General features: G+C 58.2%; 14 protein-coding genes, 1 tRNA gene and 1 pseudogene. 6 read left to right on the top strand and 10 right to left on the bottom strand.

Annotation, left to right across the window (positions count from 1 at the left end; genetic code table 11):
• Nucleotides 1–395, top strand: a pseudogene (locus tag NW843_RS06380) (CRISPR-associated protein); the annotation flags it as partial.
• A 100-nt stretch (nt 396–495) separates the two neighbouring features.
• On the opposite strand, the gene NW843_RS06375 reads toward NW843_RS06380, so the two are convergent.
• Complete coding sequence (locus NW843_RS06375) at nt 496–1,890, bottom strand: malic enzyme-like NAD(P)-binding protein (RefSeq protein ID WP_414522438.1); 1,395 nt, start codon at nt 1,888–1,890, stop codon at nt 496–498.
• 8 nt (nt 1,891–1,898) lie between these two features.
• Between NW843_RS06375 and NW843_RS06370 the strand changes: the two genes are divergently transcribed.
• On the top strand, nt 1,899–2,510 hold the full coding sequence (locus NW843_RS06370; protein WP_414522437.1) for a chromophore lyase CpcT/CpeT: 612 nt from the start codon (nt 1,899–1,901) through the stop codon (nt 2,508–2,510).
• A gap of 14 nt (nt 2,511–2,524) precedes the next feature.
• Here the strand turns inward: NW843_RS06370 and NW843_RS06365 are convergent, their stop codons facing one another.
• The 8 genes from NW843_RS06365 to NW843_RS06330 all read right to left on the bottom strand — a co-directional run bounded on the left by NW843_RS06365 (nt 2,525) and on the right by NW843_RS06330 (nt 8,860).
• Nucleotides 2,525–2,830 carry a hypothetical protein gene (locus tag NW843_RS06365; protein ID WP_414328714.1) on the bottom strand — a complete coding sequence of 102 codons (306 nt, stop codon included), beginning with the start codon at nt 2,828–2,830 and terminating at the stop codon, nt 2,525–2,527.
• A 107-nt stretch (nt 2,831–2,937) separates the two neighbouring features.
• Nucleotides 2,938–3,549: an ATP-dependent Clp protease proteolytic subunit gene (locus NW843_RS06360; protein WP_011432257.1), complete on the bottom strand. Its 612-nt coding sequence runs from the start codon at nt 3,547–3,549 to the stop codon at nt 2,938–2,940.
• On the bottom strand, nt 3,497–3,874 hold the full coding sequence (locus NW843_RS06355) for a Uma2 family endonuclease (RefSeq protein ID WP_414522436.1): 378 nt from the start codon (nt 3,872–3,874) through the stop codon (nt 3,497–3,499). Before NW843_RS06355 ends, NW843_RS06360 begins: the two co-directional genes overlap by 53 nt.
• A complete protein-coding gene (locus NW843_RS06350; RefSeq protein ID WP_414349572.1) occupies nt 3,871–4,140 on the bottom strand; it encodes a hypothetical protein in 270 nt (89 codons plus the stop codon). The genes NW843_RS06355 and NW843_RS06350 overlap by 4 nt, the downstream gene beginning before the upstream one ends.
• 17 nt (nt 4,141–4,157) lie before the next feature.
• Entirely contained in the window at nt 4,158–4,793 is a 636-nt protein-coding gene (locus tag NW843_RS06345; RefSeq protein WP_414349574.1) for an ATP-dependent Clp protease proteolytic subunit, read from the bottom strand.
• A 127-nt stretch (nt 4,794–4,920) separates the two neighbouring features.
• Nucleotides 4,921–7,395, bottom strand: coding sequence for an ATP-dependent Clp protease ATP-binding subunit (locus NW843_RS06340; protein ID WP_414522435.1), 2,475 nt, complete (start codon nt 7,393–7,395; stop codon nt 4,921–4,923).
• Between the two features lie 118 nt (nt 7,396–7,513).
• A tRNA-Arg gene (locus NW843_RS06335) sits at nt 7,514–7,587 on the bottom strand.
• Between the two features lie 175 nt (nt 7,588–7,762).
• Nucleotides 7,763–8,860: a tocopherol cyclase family protein gene (locus tag NW843_RS06330; RefSeq protein ID WP_414522434.1), complete on the bottom strand. Its 1,098-nt coding sequence runs from the start codon at nt 8,858–8,860 to the stop codon at nt 7,763–7,765.
• A gap of 205 nt (nt 8,861–9,065) precedes the next feature.
• Here NW843_RS06330 and NW843_RS06325 point away from each other — a divergent pair, with 205 nt between their 5' ends.
• The 4 genes from NW843_RS06325 (at nt 9,066) to NW843_RS06310 (ending at nt 14,671) form a co-directional block, all read left to right on the top strand.
• Nucleotides 9,066–10,376: a CmpA/NrtA family ABC transporter substrate-binding protein gene (locus tag NW843_RS06325; protein WP_414522433.1), complete on the top strand. Its 1,311-nt coding sequence runs from the start codon at nt 9,066–9,068 to the stop codon at nt 10,374–10,376.
• Between the two features lie 490 nt (nt 10,377–10,866).
• Entirely contained in the window at nt 10,867–11,694 is an 828-nt protein-coding gene (ntrB, locus tag NW843_RS06320) for a nitrate ABC transporter permease (RefSeq protein WP_414522432.1), read from the top strand.
• 68 nt (nt 11,695–11,762) lie between these two features.
• A complete protein-coding gene (locus NW843_RS06315; RefSeq protein WP_414357644.1) occupies nt 11,763–13,760 on the top strand; it encodes a nitrate ABC transporter ATP-binding protein in 1,998 nt (665 codons plus the stop codon).
• A 71-nt stretch (nt 13,761–13,831) separates the two neighbouring features.
• Nucleotides 13,832–14,671, top strand: a complete 840-nt coding sequence (locus NW843_RS06310) for a nitrate ABC transporter ATP-binding protein (RefSeq protein ID WP_414344143.1) — start codon at nt 13,832–13,834, stop codon at nt 14,669–14,671.
• Between the two features lie 215 nt (nt 14,672–14,886).
• Here the strand turns inward: NW843_RS06310 and crn3 are convergent.
• Nucleotides 14,887–15,807: CRISPR-associated ring nuclease Crn3/Csx3 (crn3, locus tag NW843_RS06305; protein ID WP_414522431.1), on the bottom strand; the 921-nt coding region annotated here is incomplete at its 5' end.

The raw sequence follows: 15,807 nt of genomic DNA, 5'->3' as shown, positions 1-15,807 counted from the left end.
AGCCGGAAGTTCAGCCCCGGATCCCTCGGGCAGGTCTTCCCGATCGCGCCAGCGGGACGGAGTCCTTTTCAGGCCGACCTCGCTCCGAAGTCATCCAGCTGCAGGTCGACAGCAGCCACCACCGTCCTCGCAGCTGGGTCAAGGTGGAAAAACTCCTGCGAGACATTCCCTGGGTGGATCTGGTCCGCTACGACCCGCATGCTTACTCTGCCCCCAAAAACAGCGTCAAAGCTGCAAACCGCAAAACAGAGGACGGCCGCCACATCTTGTGGATCCATCTCCACCAGAGCCAGGACACCCACCTTGCTGTCAGGGTAGAGACCACCGGTTACACCCCTGAGCACCTGGAGCAGGCCGCCGCTGAGTTGCGGGAGCGCTTGGGTCGTCTGGTGTGAGTTCCCCCCAGGGAAGGAACAGGCCAAGATCCACCCCCGGCCTTTCGCGAGGTGAGCGCGGGGCATTTTGTGGCTTGTCACCTGGTGCCCTAGGTAGCCCTCAAGGGATCCCGGCCACGCCGGTTTGGCGGGCAGCCTGGATTACCGCAGCGGCCACCTGAGGAACCACCCGCCCGTCGAAGACCGAGGGGATGATCCACTGGGGATCCAAATCCTCAGGTGGGATCAAGGCAGCAATGGCTTGAGCGGCAGCCAGGCACATCTCGGTGTTGATCTGCTTGGCGCGGCAGTCGAGGGCGCCGCGAAACACGCCCGGAAAGGCCAGCACGTTGTTGATTTGGTTGGGGTAGTCGCTGCGGCCCGTGGCCATCACTGCCACCCGATTGCCCACCAGCTCCGGCTGGATCTCGGGCACCGGGTTGGCCAGGGCAAAGACGATGGGATCCGGTGCCATTTTTTCTACCATCTCCACTGTCAGGGCATTGGCCACGCTCACCCCAATAAACACATCCGCTCCCACCAAGGCTTCCGCCAGGGATCCCTTCTCCTCGACGGCAATGGCCGCCTTCTCGGGGGTGAGATCGGAACGGGAGCGGCTGAGGATCCCTTGGCGGTCGCAGACCAGGATGTGGGCTGCCCCGGCCCGCCGCAGCAGTTGCGTCACGGCAATGCCGGCTGCCCCGGCCCCGTTGAGGACAATGCGCACCTCGTCTAGGCTCTTTTTCACCACTTTCAGGGCATTCAGCAGCGCCGCCAGCACCACAATGGCGGTGCCGTGCTGATCGTCGTGAAACACCGGCAGGTTGAGGCGGGCCTTGAGCTGAGACTCAATGGCAAAGCAGCGAGGGGCGCTGATGTCTTCCAGGTTAAAGCCGCCAAATCCCGGCGCCAGGCGCACCACCGTCTCTACAATTTCCCCCACCTCCTGAGTGGCCAGGCACAGAGGAAAGGCATCGATATCGGCAAAGCGCTTGAACAGCGCCGCCTTCCCCTCCATCACCGGCAAAGCTGCCTCCGGGCCGACATTCCCCAAGCCCAGCACCGCACTGCCATCGGTTACAATGCCTACACTGTTGCCCTTGATGGTGTACTCATAGACCGCGGCGGGGTTGGCAGCAATTTCTAGGGAAACCCGCCCCACCCCCGGCGTGTAGGCCATGGCCAGATCGGCGGCGCTCTCCAGGGGGCTTTTGGCCACCACCTGCAGCTTTCCCCCGCGGTGCAGCTCAAAGGTGCGGTCCACCGCCCGCTCCACCTTCACATTGGCCAAGGAGGCAACGGCGGCGTAAATTTGCTGAGCATGCTCGCTGCTGACGGCATCTACACAGATTTCTCGCACCGTTTCTGCTGCCGATTGGTGGATGAGATCGATCTGGCTGAGGCTGCCTCCCACTTCCGCAATGGCCTGGGTGACGCGGGCTAGGGCTCCCGGCTGGTTGAGCAGGCGAATGCGCAGGGCAATGCTATAGCTGGAGCTGGGGGTGAGTTTTGTCATAGTCCCTTATGGTAGACGAAAAATCCGCTTCCGACCTGCACACCTTGGCCGATTGGCTGGAGGGCTACTACAGCAACCGCGCCCAGGCGATGGCAGAGCCGGTGTGGTTTGTGCCGGTCAGCCTTTGGTACGTGCGTCTGCCCCACCTGTTTTCCCAAGGGATCGGCTTTTTTACCGAGCAATTTAACCAGCACACGCCGGGCCAGTTTTATCGCAGCCGGGTGCTCCAGGTATTGGGGGATCCCTTGCGGATCGAGAACTACAAATTGCGGGATCAAGCAGCTTGGGCAGGTGCCTCTCAGGATCCGCAGCGCTTGGCGCAGCTCTCCTTGGCCGACCTGGAGCATTTGCCCGGTTGTCGCATTTTGGTGGAAAAGCGCCCAGACTGCTACCACGGCGAAATGCTGCCAGGTGGAGAATGTCGTCTGAACCCCTGGGATAGCACCTATATCCACATCGAGTTCGACCTCACCCCCAGCGAATTCATCACCTGGGATCGGGGCTTTGACGCCGCCACTGGCCAACAAACCTGGGGATCCCGCGCCGGACCCTACCGCTACCAAAAAGGGATCCCACCGGCCTCTTCCCCTCGCCCTTGGGGAGAGAGGGACAGGGGGTGAGGGCCAGAAAACAGTCAGGGGAACAAAAAAGGCAACAGATCTCGAAATCCTTTGCGCAGCCTGAGCAAAAAGATCAGCCGTTCCACCTCGGGGGAGACGGATCCGGTTTCGGGCCGAGCTGCCAAGGCTTCCTGGAGTTCCAGAGCCTCGGCGGCGGCGAGGGGCTGATTATCGACCGGAGAGCGAGCCCGCAAGTCGGGCTGGGCCCGCAACACCTCTTCCGGGATCTCATCGGCAGGGGGCAGTGCCCAAGCTTCCGGCCAAAGCAGCAGCAGACCCGCGCAGCAGCCCAGTCCTGCACTCCAGAGCCGTTGGCCCATCCGACCGGTTCTCCTAGCGTTGTCCACTGAACTCCACCCCTTGAAGGGATCCCTCCCAACCTTTCCCAACCCCTCGACCTGTTGCTGGGGGAAAGGGGGGGATCCCTTTAGCTGGCCATGGCTTCCGAGCGCTCTTGGATCACCCGATCCACGATGCCGTAAGCCTGAGCTTCCGTGGCCGAGAGGTAAAAGTCTCGCTCCACATCCCGCTCGATTTTCTCCAGCGGTTGGCCGGTGGTTTGCGCCAAGATCTCGTTCATGCGTCGTTTGACTCGCAGAGTTTCGCGGGCGCGAATTTCAATGTCGCTGGCTTGGCCTTGGATTGTGCCCAGGGAAGGTTGGTGAAGCATGATACGGGAGTGGGGCAGGGCAAACCGTTTTCCCTTAGTGCCGGCAGCCAGCAAAAAGGCTCCCATCGAAGCCGCTTGGCCCACGCAAACCGTAACGATATCTGGCTTGATGTGGTTCATGGTGTCGTAGATGGCCATGCCCGCCGTCACAGAGCCACCGGGAGAATTGATGTACATCACAATGTCCTTTTGCGGATCCTGCGAGTTGAGGTAGAGCATCACCCCCACGATGGTATTGGCCAAGCTATCGTCAATGGGCTCGCCGATAAACAAAATCCGCTCTTGGTACAGGCGATCGTCAAGGCTAATCCACTGGCTATAGGGCTCGCCGGGCAAACGGTAGGGAACCCGAGGCACTCCAATCGGCATAAGTTTCTCCTGGCAAAGTATGAAACACAGAACGACGCGCTTGTAAGATATCTTCCGCGCTCAAATCCAGCTGGGGCAAAACCGAGGAAACAATGCGTCCAGATCCAGTTTTGACCTCGCCTTCGTATTCTCCGCCAACCCAGCGCACCGCGGAAACGGACTGCTTGGCTGGATCCACTGGGATCCCACGGGCAGCGTAATCTTTGCGCTTGTCTTGATAATCGTGTTTTTCATGGTCCACTCCGGGGGAAACGACTTCCACCACCAACAGCGGCAGGGGCATGGGCAGCCGAATGGTTCCGCAACCGTTTCCCAGCAAGCTCACATAGCGGGATGCAAAGCCATCACCTCTGGATTGCGCAACCGAGCCTTGGCTGCGGGCACTTCGACCTCAACTTGGCCCAAGCTCAGGCGTTGGATGGGCAAAAACTTGGGCAATTCCGCAACCAGAAACAGCTCAATGAGGGTGTTCATACGCTCCTCGGCTTCCCGAATGGACCCGTCTTCAGGTTCAACCCGTCCTTCATAAAGCCCGTCCGTGAGGCGTAGGTACTCCCCCACCGTCAAAGGCTGTACGGGAACTTGAACCATCGACGGATCCCTCTGCTTCAGTTTTTGGCTGTTGCCAACTTCGGCACGCCTTTGGAACTGGTCAGCACCTGATCGATGAGGCCGTAGGCTTTGGCTTCCTCTGGTGTCATGAAAAATAGCCGCTCCGTGTCCTTCTTGATGCGCTCCATAGGCTGGCCCGTGCTGCGGGACAGTTGCTCCAGCATCATGTTGCGCAAAGTCAGAATCTCGCGGGTGCGAATTTCGATGTCGCTGGCCTGTCCACGGGTGCCCCCATAGGGCTGGTGGAGCACGATCGTGGCATTGGGCAGACTGGCCCGAAATCCTTTGGCTCCTGCTGCCAATAACATGGCCGCCATCCCAATGGCATTGCCGATGCAGATAGTATGCACAGGCGGCTTGATGTAGTTCATGGTGTCCAGAATGGCAAAGGCCGCTGTGTCGTAGTTATAGGTGCCCGTCGAGTTGATGTACATCTTGATCGGCTTTTCCCGATCCTCGTACTGCAGATACAGCAGTTGCTCGATGATCAGCTTGGTGACGTTGGCATTCGACTCCTCTGCAAGGGGCAAGCCCAGGTAGACAATGCGCTCCTGCAGCAGCAGCGAAGCCAAATCTGGGGGTGGGGTACGAACCGGAGCGCCGCCATAGTAGTAGTAGGTCGATTGCACCATGCCAGAGATCTCCTACGCCTGGGTCTGTTCAACTGAAAAACACCAGAAAAACAACACTTGAGGACCACAAGGGATCCGCAGCATCCCAACGGATCCCTTGCAGTCTGAGGACCTCTCAAAGCCAGCTTTACTCCGCCCCTTGAGGCAAGAGAACCCGCTCCGGCTCCGTGACCAACACCTTGGGCTTGCGCTCCTCATCCACATCGATGAGCACCTCCGATCCTTCTCGGACGTGCCCGGTCAGGATTTCTTCCGCCAGGATGTCTTCCAGCAAGCGTTGGATGGCGCGGCGCAGCGGGCGTGCCCCATAGCTGGGGTTATACCCCTCCTCCACCACCAAGTCTTTGAAGCGATCGCTAACCGAGAGGCGGATTTTCTTCTCCGTCATGCGGTCAAACACTTCCTTGAGCAGGATGTCGGCAATCTGCTTCACCTCATCCTTGGTCAGTTGCCGGAAGACGATGATCTCGTCCACGCGGTTGAGGAACTCCGGACGGAAGTACTGCTTCAGCTCCTCATTCACCAGGTTGCGGATGCGGTTGTAGTTGGCATCCTCGTCGTTGGTGTTGAACTCGAAGCCGAGGCTGCCGCCGCCCTTCTCGATCACCTTCGAGCCGATGTTAGAGGTCATCACGATCAGGGTGTTCTTGAAGTCCACCGTGCGGCCTTTGGCATCGGTCAGGCGGCCATCCTCCAGGATTTGCAGCAATAGGTTAAACACATCCGGGTGCGCCTTCTCGATCTCATCGAAAAGCACCACCGTGTAGGGGCGGCGCCGCACCGCTTCTGTGAGCTGCCCCCCCTCGTTGTAGCCCACATAGCCCGGCGGGGATCCGATCAGCTTGCTGACCGTGTGCCGCTCCATGTATTCCGACATGTCGAGGCGGATCATGGCTGACTCGGAGCCGAAGAAGTAGGCTGCCAAAGCCTTGGTCAGCTCGGTTTTGCCCACCCCTGTTGGGCCGGAGAAGATGAAGCTGGCGATGGGACGGTTGGGATTTTTCAGCCCCACCCGAGCGCGGCGGATGGCACGGGAGATGGCCCGCACCGCTTCGTCTTGGCCGATGATGCGCTGGTGCAGGGTTTCTTCCATGTTCAGCAGCTTCACTGACTCGCTCTCGGTCAGCTTGGCCACCGGCACCCCCGTCCAGGCGCTGACCACCTGGGCCACGTCCTCTTCGGTTACCTCAGGCATTTCGCTGCGGCTGCTCTCCTCGGCTTTTTTGGCAGCGGCAATGGCGCGGATCTGCTGCTTGATCTCCATCTCCCGATCCCGCAGCTCACCGGCTTTGTCGAAGTTCTGGGCCCGCACCGCAGCGTCTTTCTCCTTGAGCACTCGCCGCAGCTCTTGATCCAGCTCCCGCGCCGCCGGGGGCAGTTGAGAGTTGATCAGGCGCACCCGCGAAGCAGCCTCGTCGATCAAATCGATGGCCTTATCTGGCAAGAAGCGGTCGGAGATGTACTGGTCGGCCAGCTTGGCTGCCGCATCCAAGGCGGCATCGGAGATCTTCAGCTTGTGGTGCTGCTCGTAGCGCTCCCGCAGGCCAAACAGGATCTCGATGGTCTCGGAGACTGTCGGCTCGCCCACCATGATGGGCTGGAAGCGACGCTCCAGGGCGGCATCCCGTTCGATGTGCTTGCGGTACTCATCCAGGGTGGTGGCGCCGATGCACTGCAACTCGCCACGGGCCAAGGCAGGCTTGAGGATGTTGGCGGCATCAATCGCCCCTTCCGCAGCCCCGGCCCCGATCAGGGTATGCACCTCGTCGATGACCAGGATGATGTTGCCGGCATTGCGGATCTCATCCATGATTTTCTTGAGGCGCTCTTCAAACTCGCCGCGGTACTTGGTGCCGGCCACCAGCAAGCCAATATCCAGGCTGATCACCCGCTTGTCGGCCAAAATATCCGGCACATCCCCCTGCACAATGCGCTGGGCCAAGCCTTCGGCAATGGCAGTTTTGCCCACCCCCGGCTCGCCAATGAGGACGGGGTTGTTCTTGGTGCGGCGGCCCAAGATCTGGATCACCCGCTCGATCTCCCGCGTCCGACCGACCACCGGATCCAGCTTGCCCTCCTGGGCCAGTTGAGTTAGGTTGGAGCCGAATTCGTCCAGGGTGGGCGTTTTGGTGCGACTGGAGGATCCCCCCCCTGCCGTCACTTCGGCAGTCTCGCCCAACATGCGGATCACCTGGGTGCGCACCTTGGACAGATCCACCCCCAGGTTTTCCAAGACGCGGGCCGCTACTCCCTCCCCTTCTCGGATCAGGCCCAGGAGCAGGTGCTCAGTGCCAATGTAGTTGTGGCCGAGCTGGCGGGCCTCTTCTAGGGAGAGTTCCAGCACTCGCTTGGCGCGGGGAGTGAAAGGGATCTCGACGGCCACAAAACCGGATCCCCGACCGATAATTTTCTCGACTTCAATGCGGGCGTCCTTCAAGTTCACTCCCATGGACTTGAGAACTTTGGCGGCGACCCCAGTGCCCTCGCCGATTAACCCCAACAAAATTTGCTCGGTGCCAACGAAATTGTGACCTAACCGTCTGGCTTCTTCTTGGGCCAGCATGATCACCTTGATGGCTTTTTCTGTAAAGCGTTCAAACATGATCCTCGGGCTCCCTACGCCTGCATCAAGGCGGACTTGATAGGGGTAATCCTAGCACAAGTTCTGGCGAAACCAAGGGACGGTAAATACCCCAGACGGAAGCTGTCTGGGGCCAAAACGCGCCTGGAGAGATTTGAACTCCCGACACCGTGGTCCGTAGCCACGTGCTCTAGTCCACTGAGCTACAGGCGCAAAAGGGGCGGGCCAACCACGGTTGACTGTCTGTCCATACTACCTGTCCATAGTTACTCAGATACTATCCAGTACTATCCAGAGACAGAGATGGACATCTATCAATGTGGCTTAGGCATTCTAGCACAAGAGCGTTCTTTGGAAAGTCCAGCGGGGGTGTAGATATCCGCCAGCGTTAACATTGCCCTTGCCAAGGTCGCGGAACTTCTCCCCCCACTTCCAGGCCGGCTTGGGAGCTGGTGGCCGTGAGCACCGGCGTCCAGACTTGGCCGTTGCGCTGCCAAAGCTGCAGGTGCAGATGTCCTGCCAGGGTATCCCGACAGTTGCGCTGCATCCCTTCTGGGCCAGGGGCGAATACAGTTTGGCCAGGCCGCCGCGTGTGCCCTTCTAGCTGAATACACCAGAGGGCACTTTCTCCCCAGATTCGCCAGGATCCCCAGGGATCCACTTGCCAAGTCAGATGAGCTTGCCCAGGCCGCCATTCCAAAAAGGGCTGGGATCCCCATCCATGCAGGCTGATCAGGGCCACTTCTTCGGGGCGGGTGAGCACCTGCCGCTCAGCTCCGGCACAGGTGAGGCTAAGGCCGGGATGTTGGGGAAAGGCGTTGCACTGGATCCAAAACCAGCGGCGAGGAAAGCTTTGGCCCCAATTTTTTTCGGCGTAGGCGGGAGCCTGCTGAAATGCATAGCGCCTGCCTCTCCACTCCACCCAGCCGGTGGCCAAGCCATGGCTCATGAGGATCTGCCAGCCCGGCTCAAAGATGGGCAGATAAGACCAGGCTCCCATGGTGGCTCGGGGTGGGATCCCATAGGCAAAACGAGGCTGAATGCGGTAAAGCCAGCGAATGGGCTCAGAGCCCAAGGGATCCGGCAAAATCCCCTGGTTGAGGTGGGCGGTGTATTGGTAGCCGCTGGCGGTGCGCTGGAAGAAGGTGAAGGGATCCTGAAGGCCGCGACAGCCGGGGCCTGGGATCCCTGAGTGCCCCAAGGCCAGATGGGTTGAGCTGGCCCAAAAGCGGCGGGGATTGGGGAAGGTGCGCCAATGCAGCTCCTCCTCTGGCCCCAACACCTGAGCCATGCCCCCGCGCTTGGGATCGATGGCGTACATGAAGGCAAAGCTAATGGGCGGATCCCCGGGCAAGGTGACGCGGCTGTACCAGCCCTCAAAAAACCGCTCTGTGCAGCCATCCCAGTGATAGCCGGCATGGGGCAGGGATCCCCAATCTGTTGAGTTGTTTTGCCCAGAGCAAGCCGCCGTTGGAGGAAACGCCATTGAGACCTAAGCCATCGCAAAAATGATAAACGGAAGTCTATGCTTACCAAAATAATAATTGTATTGTTTCTATATTTAATTTGCCCTTAGGATATCAACCAAGCTGAGATTTAAGGATTTCTTGAGATTTCACGAAGGAAATCCATGGGTCAGGCGACTTGAACTGGAAAGCTTCCATCTTGCCTTCACATATCCTTTCGATGAGGTGAGCATGACGTCACGTCGTAACTTTTTGCTGTCTGCGGGTGCGGCCACCGTGGGTGGACTCGTGAGTGGCAGCTTAGCACGGGCCAGCACAGGCTACTGGGTTGCCCAGGCCAGCGGCCCAGAAACCCCCAATCTCAGGTTAGGCTTTATACCGATTGTGGAGTCTGCCCCCCTGATCATCGCCAAGGAGAAGGGCTTTTTCGACAAGCACGGCATGACCGGTGTAGAGGTGTTAAAGCAGGCCAGTTGGCCGGCAGCCCGTGACAACGTGGTCATCGGCTCAGCAGGTGGGGGCATTGACGGCGGCCAGTGGCAGATGCCGATGCCTCACATGATCCACATTGGCGCCATCACCAACAATCAGCCGGTGCGCATGGCAGTTCTGTGTCAGTTGATCACCCAAGGCAACGGAATTGCCATTGCTGGAATGCATGTTGGCAAGGGTTTGGGGCTGGATATCTCGGGAGCCGCGGATTACATCAAAAATTTCAGCGCCAGCAACCGACGCAAATTCAAGGCCGCTCATACCTTCCCCAACGTCAATCAAGATTTTTGGATCCGTTACTGGTTTGCTGCTGGGGGGGTAGATCCGGATCAAGACATCGACCTGTTGGCGGTTCCCTCTGCCGAAACGGTGCAGGGAATGCGCAATGGCACCATGGATGCTTTTAGCACCGGGGATCCCTGGCCCTACCGGATTGTGGCCGATGGGATCGGGTTTATGGCGGCCCTTACCCAACAGATTTGGCCCTTTCACCCCGAAGAATACTTGGCCATTCGCGCCGATTGGGTAGAGCAAAACCCCAGGGCCACACAAGCCACTTTGATGGCGGTGATGGAAGCGCAGCAATGGTGCGACGATCCGGCCAACCGAGAAGAACTGACACGCATTCTCTCAGGGCGTGCCTACCTGAATGTGCCGGTTAAAGTTCTCACCCCTCCCTTTCAAGGCAACTACGAATTGGGAGACGGCAAGCCAGCTGTTCAAGATTTCAATGCCGGGCCCTTGTACTGGGAAGATGGCCGGGGCAGCGTCTCTTACCCCTACAAGAGCCATGACCTTTGGTTCCTGACGGAATCCCTGCGTTGGGGCTTTCACGCTCGCTTCCTTCCCGATCTGGATACTGCCCGTCGTCTGGTGGATGAAGTGAACCGTGAAGATCTCTGGCGTGAGGCCGCCCAGGCACTGGGGGTGAAGAACATCCCCAACAACACCTCGCGGGGAACAGAGCGTTTCTTTGACGGTGTGGTGTTTGACCCACAGGATCCGCAGGCTTACCTGAACAGCCTGAAAATCAAAAGGGTCTAATATCAACCCCGGCCAACACAGACGCATCTCTTGCACAACAGGGATCCTGCCTACCTGTGGGATCCCACGAGGTCGAAAAAAGCTGTGCCGAGCTTTCTGCCCAAATGATGGAGAGTTGATGGATACTGTAAACTTTGCACTTTTTGAAAATCTTTACTTTTTGAATATCTTTAAATGCCATGTTGGGGATCGGCTATGTTGGCTCTCCTCCACGTTCCGCGCGAACCCTTCGGGAAGCCTCTTTTTAAGAAGCCGGCCCGGCCTCGCTGGGACAAGCTCATCCTTTCAATAGCCGTAGGAATCCTGAGTTTTCTGATTGTCGTGAGAGTTTTGTTGAGTTTGCAATCCCTGTGTTTGCCCATCCAAAGAAAAGGCAAGGCCAATCCCAGTTCATGCTCTGTTTCCAACACGTTGTAGAACCCTGCGGCTGGAATGTTCTGAGAGCGCGACAACAGAGAACCTTGTAAAACCCTATCCTCCTCTAGGAGCTATGACGACAACACTTTCTTCTCCGGCAAAATCTGCAACGGCGAAGTTCGATTTGGCGAAGTACCGAGATCAGATTCTCCCCCCTGTGGTGGGTATTGTTGGATTCCTGCTCATCTGGCAGCTCTTGGCCAGTGCCAACCTTATTCGGCTGCCGGGGCCCTGGGATGTGTGGATGGATGAGCGCAGCCGATATCTGATCCTGCATCCTTTGTATCGCAACAGCGACCTCGACCAAGGGCTGCTGCGCCAAACCTTGGCCAGCCTACAAAGGGTGGCCATCGGCTATTGCAGTGCCGCTTTGGTGGGCATCACGTTGGGCATTTTGGTGGGAAGCAGTGTGTGGATCAACCGAGCTTTGGATCCCATTTTCCAATTTTTGCGCATGGTAGCTCCCTTGGCTTGGGTGCCCATATCTTTGGCTGCTTTGCAACGCAATGAGCCGGCTGCCCTGTTCGTTATTTTTATTACCTCAATTTGGCCCATTCTCATCAACACGGCTGTGGGGGTGAGACAGATCCCGGAAGACTACATCAACGTCTCCAAAGTGCTCAAGCTCTCCAAAGTAGACTTCTTTTTTAAGGTGTTGCTGCCTTCGGTTCTGCCCTACATGTTCACAGGTCTGCGCATTGGTATTGGCCTATCTTGGCTGGCGATTATTGCCGCAGAAATTGTGATGTCAGGTGTGCCGGGGATCGGCTTTTTCATCTGGGATGCTTACCAGCAGAACTACGTTACGGAGATCATCGTTGCCGTCATCTACATCGGAGCGGTGGGATTGCTTTTGGATCGCCTGATGTCTGTTTTGCAAAACAAGATAGCCAACCAATGATGTGTTGGATGTGTTGTCAGTATGTGGTTGGTTTGAGGCTAGACGGGTGATAGGTTGGGAGGTTTTCTGTGTCTGTATTGGTCAGTGTGGAGCAGGTGGAAAAATCTTTTGCTCTGCCCGGAGGGCAGGAATACCTTGCTCTGAAAGGGATCGATCTGCAAATCCATCGAGGGGAGTTTGTCTCCTTAATCGGCCACTCCGGCTGTGGTAAATCCACCCTATTGAACATGGTGGCGGGGCTGTCTTTGCCCACAGGGGGGATCGTGGCTTTGGATGGGCATACCATCACGGCGCCGGGCCCCGATCGCATGGTGGTGTTTCAGCATTACTCGCTTTTGCCTTGGCTAACGGTTCGGCAAAACATCGCGCTGGCGGTGAATGCCGTTCTTAAAAACCACTCTCCAGCAGAGCGTCAGCAGATTGTGGAAGAGCACATCGATCTGGTGGGTTTGCGCCATGCAGCAGATAAGCCCCCAGCCCAATTGTCCGGGGGGATGAAGCAGCGGGTGGCCATTGCCCGTGCCCTGGCTTTGCGGCCCAAAGTGTTGCTGCTGGATGAGCCGTTTGGCGCTTTGGACGCGCTCACGCGGGGGAACTTACAAGAGCAGTTGATGCGCATCTGTGAAGAACATCAGATGACCACTCTCATGGTCACCCACGATGTGGACGAAGCGGTTCTTCTGTCAGATCGTGTGGTCATGCTCACCAATGGGCCGGGATCCCGAATTGGGAACATTTTAACCATTGACATTCCTCGGCCCCGCCGTCGGCTGGAGGTGGTCAACCATCCCAGCTACTACAGCTACCGCAGCGAGATCATCTACTTTTTGAACCAACAAAAACGCATCAAGCAATGGCGTGCTCGCCGCAGCACTGTGGTGGCCAGGCATGGCTTGGAAAAGATCAACTTGGAGATCGGCTTTGTGCCCCTCACTGCCTGCGCTCCGTTGGCTGTGGCCAAAGAAAAAGGGTTCTTTGCCAAACACGGCTTGGAAGAAGTGAATTTGGTGCGGGAAACCAGTTGGCGAGGGATCCAAGACGGCATTCAGGGAGGTTATCTGGATGCGGCCCAAATGCCCGCCGGTATGCCGGTGTGGATGTCTTTGGGCGGAGGGGATAACCCGCCTCAGCCGGTGGTTACTGCCCTCACCTTGACCCGCAACGGCAATGCCATCACCTTGCATAAGCGGTTCTACGAGCAAGGGATCCACACCCTCAGCCAGTTGAAGGCTTACATCCTGGATAGTCCCAGCCGTCGGCTCACCTTTGGAGTGGTGCATCCCAGCTCTATGCACAATTTGCTGTTGCGCTACTGGCTGGCAGCCGGCGGGATCCACCCGGATCATGACGTGGTGCTGAAAACGCTGCCTCCGGCCCAGATGGTGGCCAACCTGACAGCCGGCAACATCGATGGGTACTGTGTGGGAGAGCCCTGGAATTTGCGGGCAGCCTTAGAGGGCAGTGGCTTTACGGTGGCTACAGATCTGGAGATTTGGCTGGGCCATCCCGGCAAAGTGTTGGGGGTGCGAGAAGATTGGGCCAGAGCCTACCCCAACACCCACATTGCCTTGGTCAAAGCGCTGTTGGAAGCCTGCCGCTACTGTGAAGACCCGGCCCATCACGACGAGATTCGCGAGCTGCTCAGCCGCCGCGCCTACCTGAGCACCGACCCATCCTACATTCATCTGGGGGATCCCCAGCGCCTAATCTGTGACTTGGACAGGCCGATGCGGGAATATGCCCACCACCGCTTCTTTCTGGGAGCCGGCAACCGTCCCAGCCGCACCGAGCATCTGTGGATGATGACCCAAATGGCCCGCTGGGGGGATCTGCCCTTCCCCCGCAACTGGGTGGAGATTGTGGAGCGGGTGTGTCAGGTGGGGGTATTCAGTACGGCAGCCCGCGAGCTGGGGCTGGATGTGTCTTACCAGCGGCAGCCCATTCAGTTGTTCGATGGGATCCCCTTTAATGGTGAGGATCCCCTGGCCTACCTCAACAGTTTGGCGATTAAGCACGATATTTATGTAGCCGAGGTTGCCTTAGATCGTCGTCCTGTGTTGCTCTAGATACCCACTTGGGCGCCCTTGCAAAAGCACATTCCCCGTTGTGAGAAAATCATGAGTTGGAGCACCCTACGATGACTGCCCTCTTGACAACCTCTACCCCAGCGAACGTAGCCGCAGAACCCTACCTAAGCCTTGAGAATGTCAGCAAGACCTACTCAACTCCCAAGGGGGATTATCCCGTCTTGCGAGATATCAACCTCAGTGTGAACGAGGGAGAGTTTGTCTGCTTGGTTGGGCATTCCGGCTGTGGCAAAACCACCCTGCTGAATATGGTTTCCGGATTTGCCCAGCCCACCAGTGGCTCGGTGAAGCTGAAAGGGCAGCCGATTACAGCTCCTGGCCCGGAGCGCATGGTAGTGTTTCAAGGGTATGCCCTGTTGCCTTGGCTCACGGTTTATGAAAATGTTTATTTGGCCGTTCGGTCGGTATTTCCCCAAAAGAGCCAGTCGGAAAAGCATCGAATTGTGGAAGAACATTTGGATTTGGTGGGGCTGGGGGAAGCCGCTCAGAAATATCCCTCGCAAATTTCGGGAGGGATGAAACAGCGGGTAGCCATTGCTCGTGCGTTGGCCATCCGTCCAGAAGTGCTGATTTTGGATGAACCCTTCGGGGCCTTGGATGCCATTACCAAAGAGGAGCTTCAAGAGGAGCTGTTGCGCATTTGGGATGAACATCGCTGCACGGTTTTGATGATTACCCACGACATTGATGAGGCGCTGTTTTTGGCCGACCGCCTGGTGCTGATGACCAATGGCCCTGCAGCCACCATCGGGCAGATCGTGACCATTCCCTTCCCGCGCCCTCGGGATCGCGAGCGGATTCTTGAAGATCCGCAGTACTACCGCCTGCGCAACTCGGTTCTCAGCTATCTCTACGGCCATGAAGCCAACCCAGAGGCGGCTTACCGGTAAATCCAACCTGGAGCAGTTGACGGAGCGAGAGGGCGACAAGGCAACCCAAAACCCAAAAACCACACACCTTGGCCATCAGGTGCAGCCCCTGGTCAGGCGATCCGCAAACCTCTCTTGGAACTCGCCCACAACATTGCGCAACCGCTCGTCCAAAACGGCCAGCGTCCGGGATGCGATATATGCTGACCCGCCCCTCCAATTCTGAATCCGCACCCCTAGGCAATCAAGCGGCGCACCGCCCGAAGCAGCTCCGCGGGGGGAGGAGAGTTGGGATCCCAGCGAATTTCCAACTCAGGTGAGTCTTTGAGCACTTGAGGAGGGCCGGACGAGGTGTGCAGGATGGCCACACAGCGCAAATTGCCCCGGTCTCGACAAAACTCGTGCCAGAGAGGGATAGCCTCGGGATCCCGGCTGACCACCAGGTAGTGGGAGCAGGCTTCCAGGATCGGCTGCTTTTGCGGATCCACCTTGCCGCCCACATCCACAATCACCAAGCTCTTTTGCCGACGCAAAGCCAGAATGGCCTGGGCATGGAAGCCAAAAAACTCAGGGGTTGAACGGCCCCGGTACCGCTGCTTGAGGGCTTCGGCCTGTTCTAGGGGTAAGTCCAGAGTCCAATTGCCTTCCCCATCCCAATGGGCCCGTTGCAGATAAATATCGGGATGCTCCGGCAGCAGAGCTTCGAAGAGGGCGCGGGCAAGACGGCTTTTGCCACTGTCGGGGGGGCCCACCACCATCACCGCCGCTGCCAATTCTGTTCGCGTCAGCGGGCCGTAGGCCTTGCCCGGCCTTCCCTGCACCCAGGGGATGACCTGGCCCACCCGCACTTCGGGGGTATGGCTGGAGACCACCACCGCGCCCAAGCGTGGGTCATAGCAGGCCACCCAGCGGGTGAAGTGGCACTCGTGCACCAGCCAGCCATACAGCCAAATGGGGGCCCGCCCCGTCAGAACCACACCCAGCCGGGCATTGATCCCGGCAGGCAGCTGAAGCTGAGCCAAATCCTCTGGAAAAACCAGGCGATCCGGTCGGGTCAGCTCAATTTCGATGACCTGAAAAGACAGTTCCGAAGAATGGGATCTTCGAGGGTCCAAGGACTCCGTCCCGCTGGCGCGAAAGGACTCCGTCCCGCTGGC

It is taken from the genome of Synechococcus sp. R5-12, from assembly GCF_047502655.1.
GTDB lineage: Bacteria > Cyanobacteriota > Cyanobacteriia > Thermostichales > Thermostichaceae > Thermostichus.
Note: the sequence above shows the minus strand (reverse complement) of the source record. Positions and strands in the feature narration are given on the sequence as shown.

Bases quoted from the DNA above. Each gene is read 5' to 3' on its own strand.
- NW843_RS06330 (WP_414522434.1), bottom strand. From the start codon at position 8,860: ATGGCGTTTCCTCCAACGGCGGCTTGCTCTGGGCAAAACAACTCAACA.
- NW843_RS06345 (WP_414349574.1), bottom strand. From the start codon at position 4,793: ATGGTGCAATCGACCTACTACTACTATGGCGGCGCTCCGGTTCGTACC.
- NW843_RS06350 (WP_414349572.1), bottom strand. From the start codon at position 4,140: ATGGTTCAAGTTCCCGTACAGCCTTTGACGGTGGGGGAGTACCTACGC.
- NW843_RS06340 (WP_414522435.1), bottom strand. From the start codon at position 7,395: ATGTTTGAACGCTTTACAGAAAAAGCCATCAAGGTGATCATGCTGGCC.
- NW843_RS06360 (WP_011432257.1), bottom strand. From the start codon at position 3,549: ATGCCGATTGGAGTGCCTCGGGTTCCCTACCGTTTGCCCGGCGAGCCC.
- NW843_RS06370 (WP_414522437.1), top strand. From the start codon at position 1,899: ATGGTAGACGAAAAATCCGCTTCCGACCTGCACACCTTGGCCGATTGG.
- NW843_RS06375 (WP_414522438.1), bottom strand. From the start codon at position 1,890: ATGACAAAACTCACCCCCAGCTCCAGCTATAGCATTGCCCTGCGCATT.
- ntrB (WP_414522432.1), top strand. From the start codon at position 10,867: ATGACGACAACACTTTCTTCTCCGGCAAAATCTGCAACGGCGAAGTTC.
- NW843_RS06365 (WP_414328714.1), bottom strand. From the start codon at position 2,830: ATGGGCCAACGGCTCTGGAGTGCAGGACTGGGCTGCTGCGCGGGTCTG.
- NW843_RS06310 (WP_414344143.1), top strand. From the start codon at position 13,832: ATGACTGCCCTCTTGACAACCTCTACCCCAGCGAACGTAGCCGCAGAA.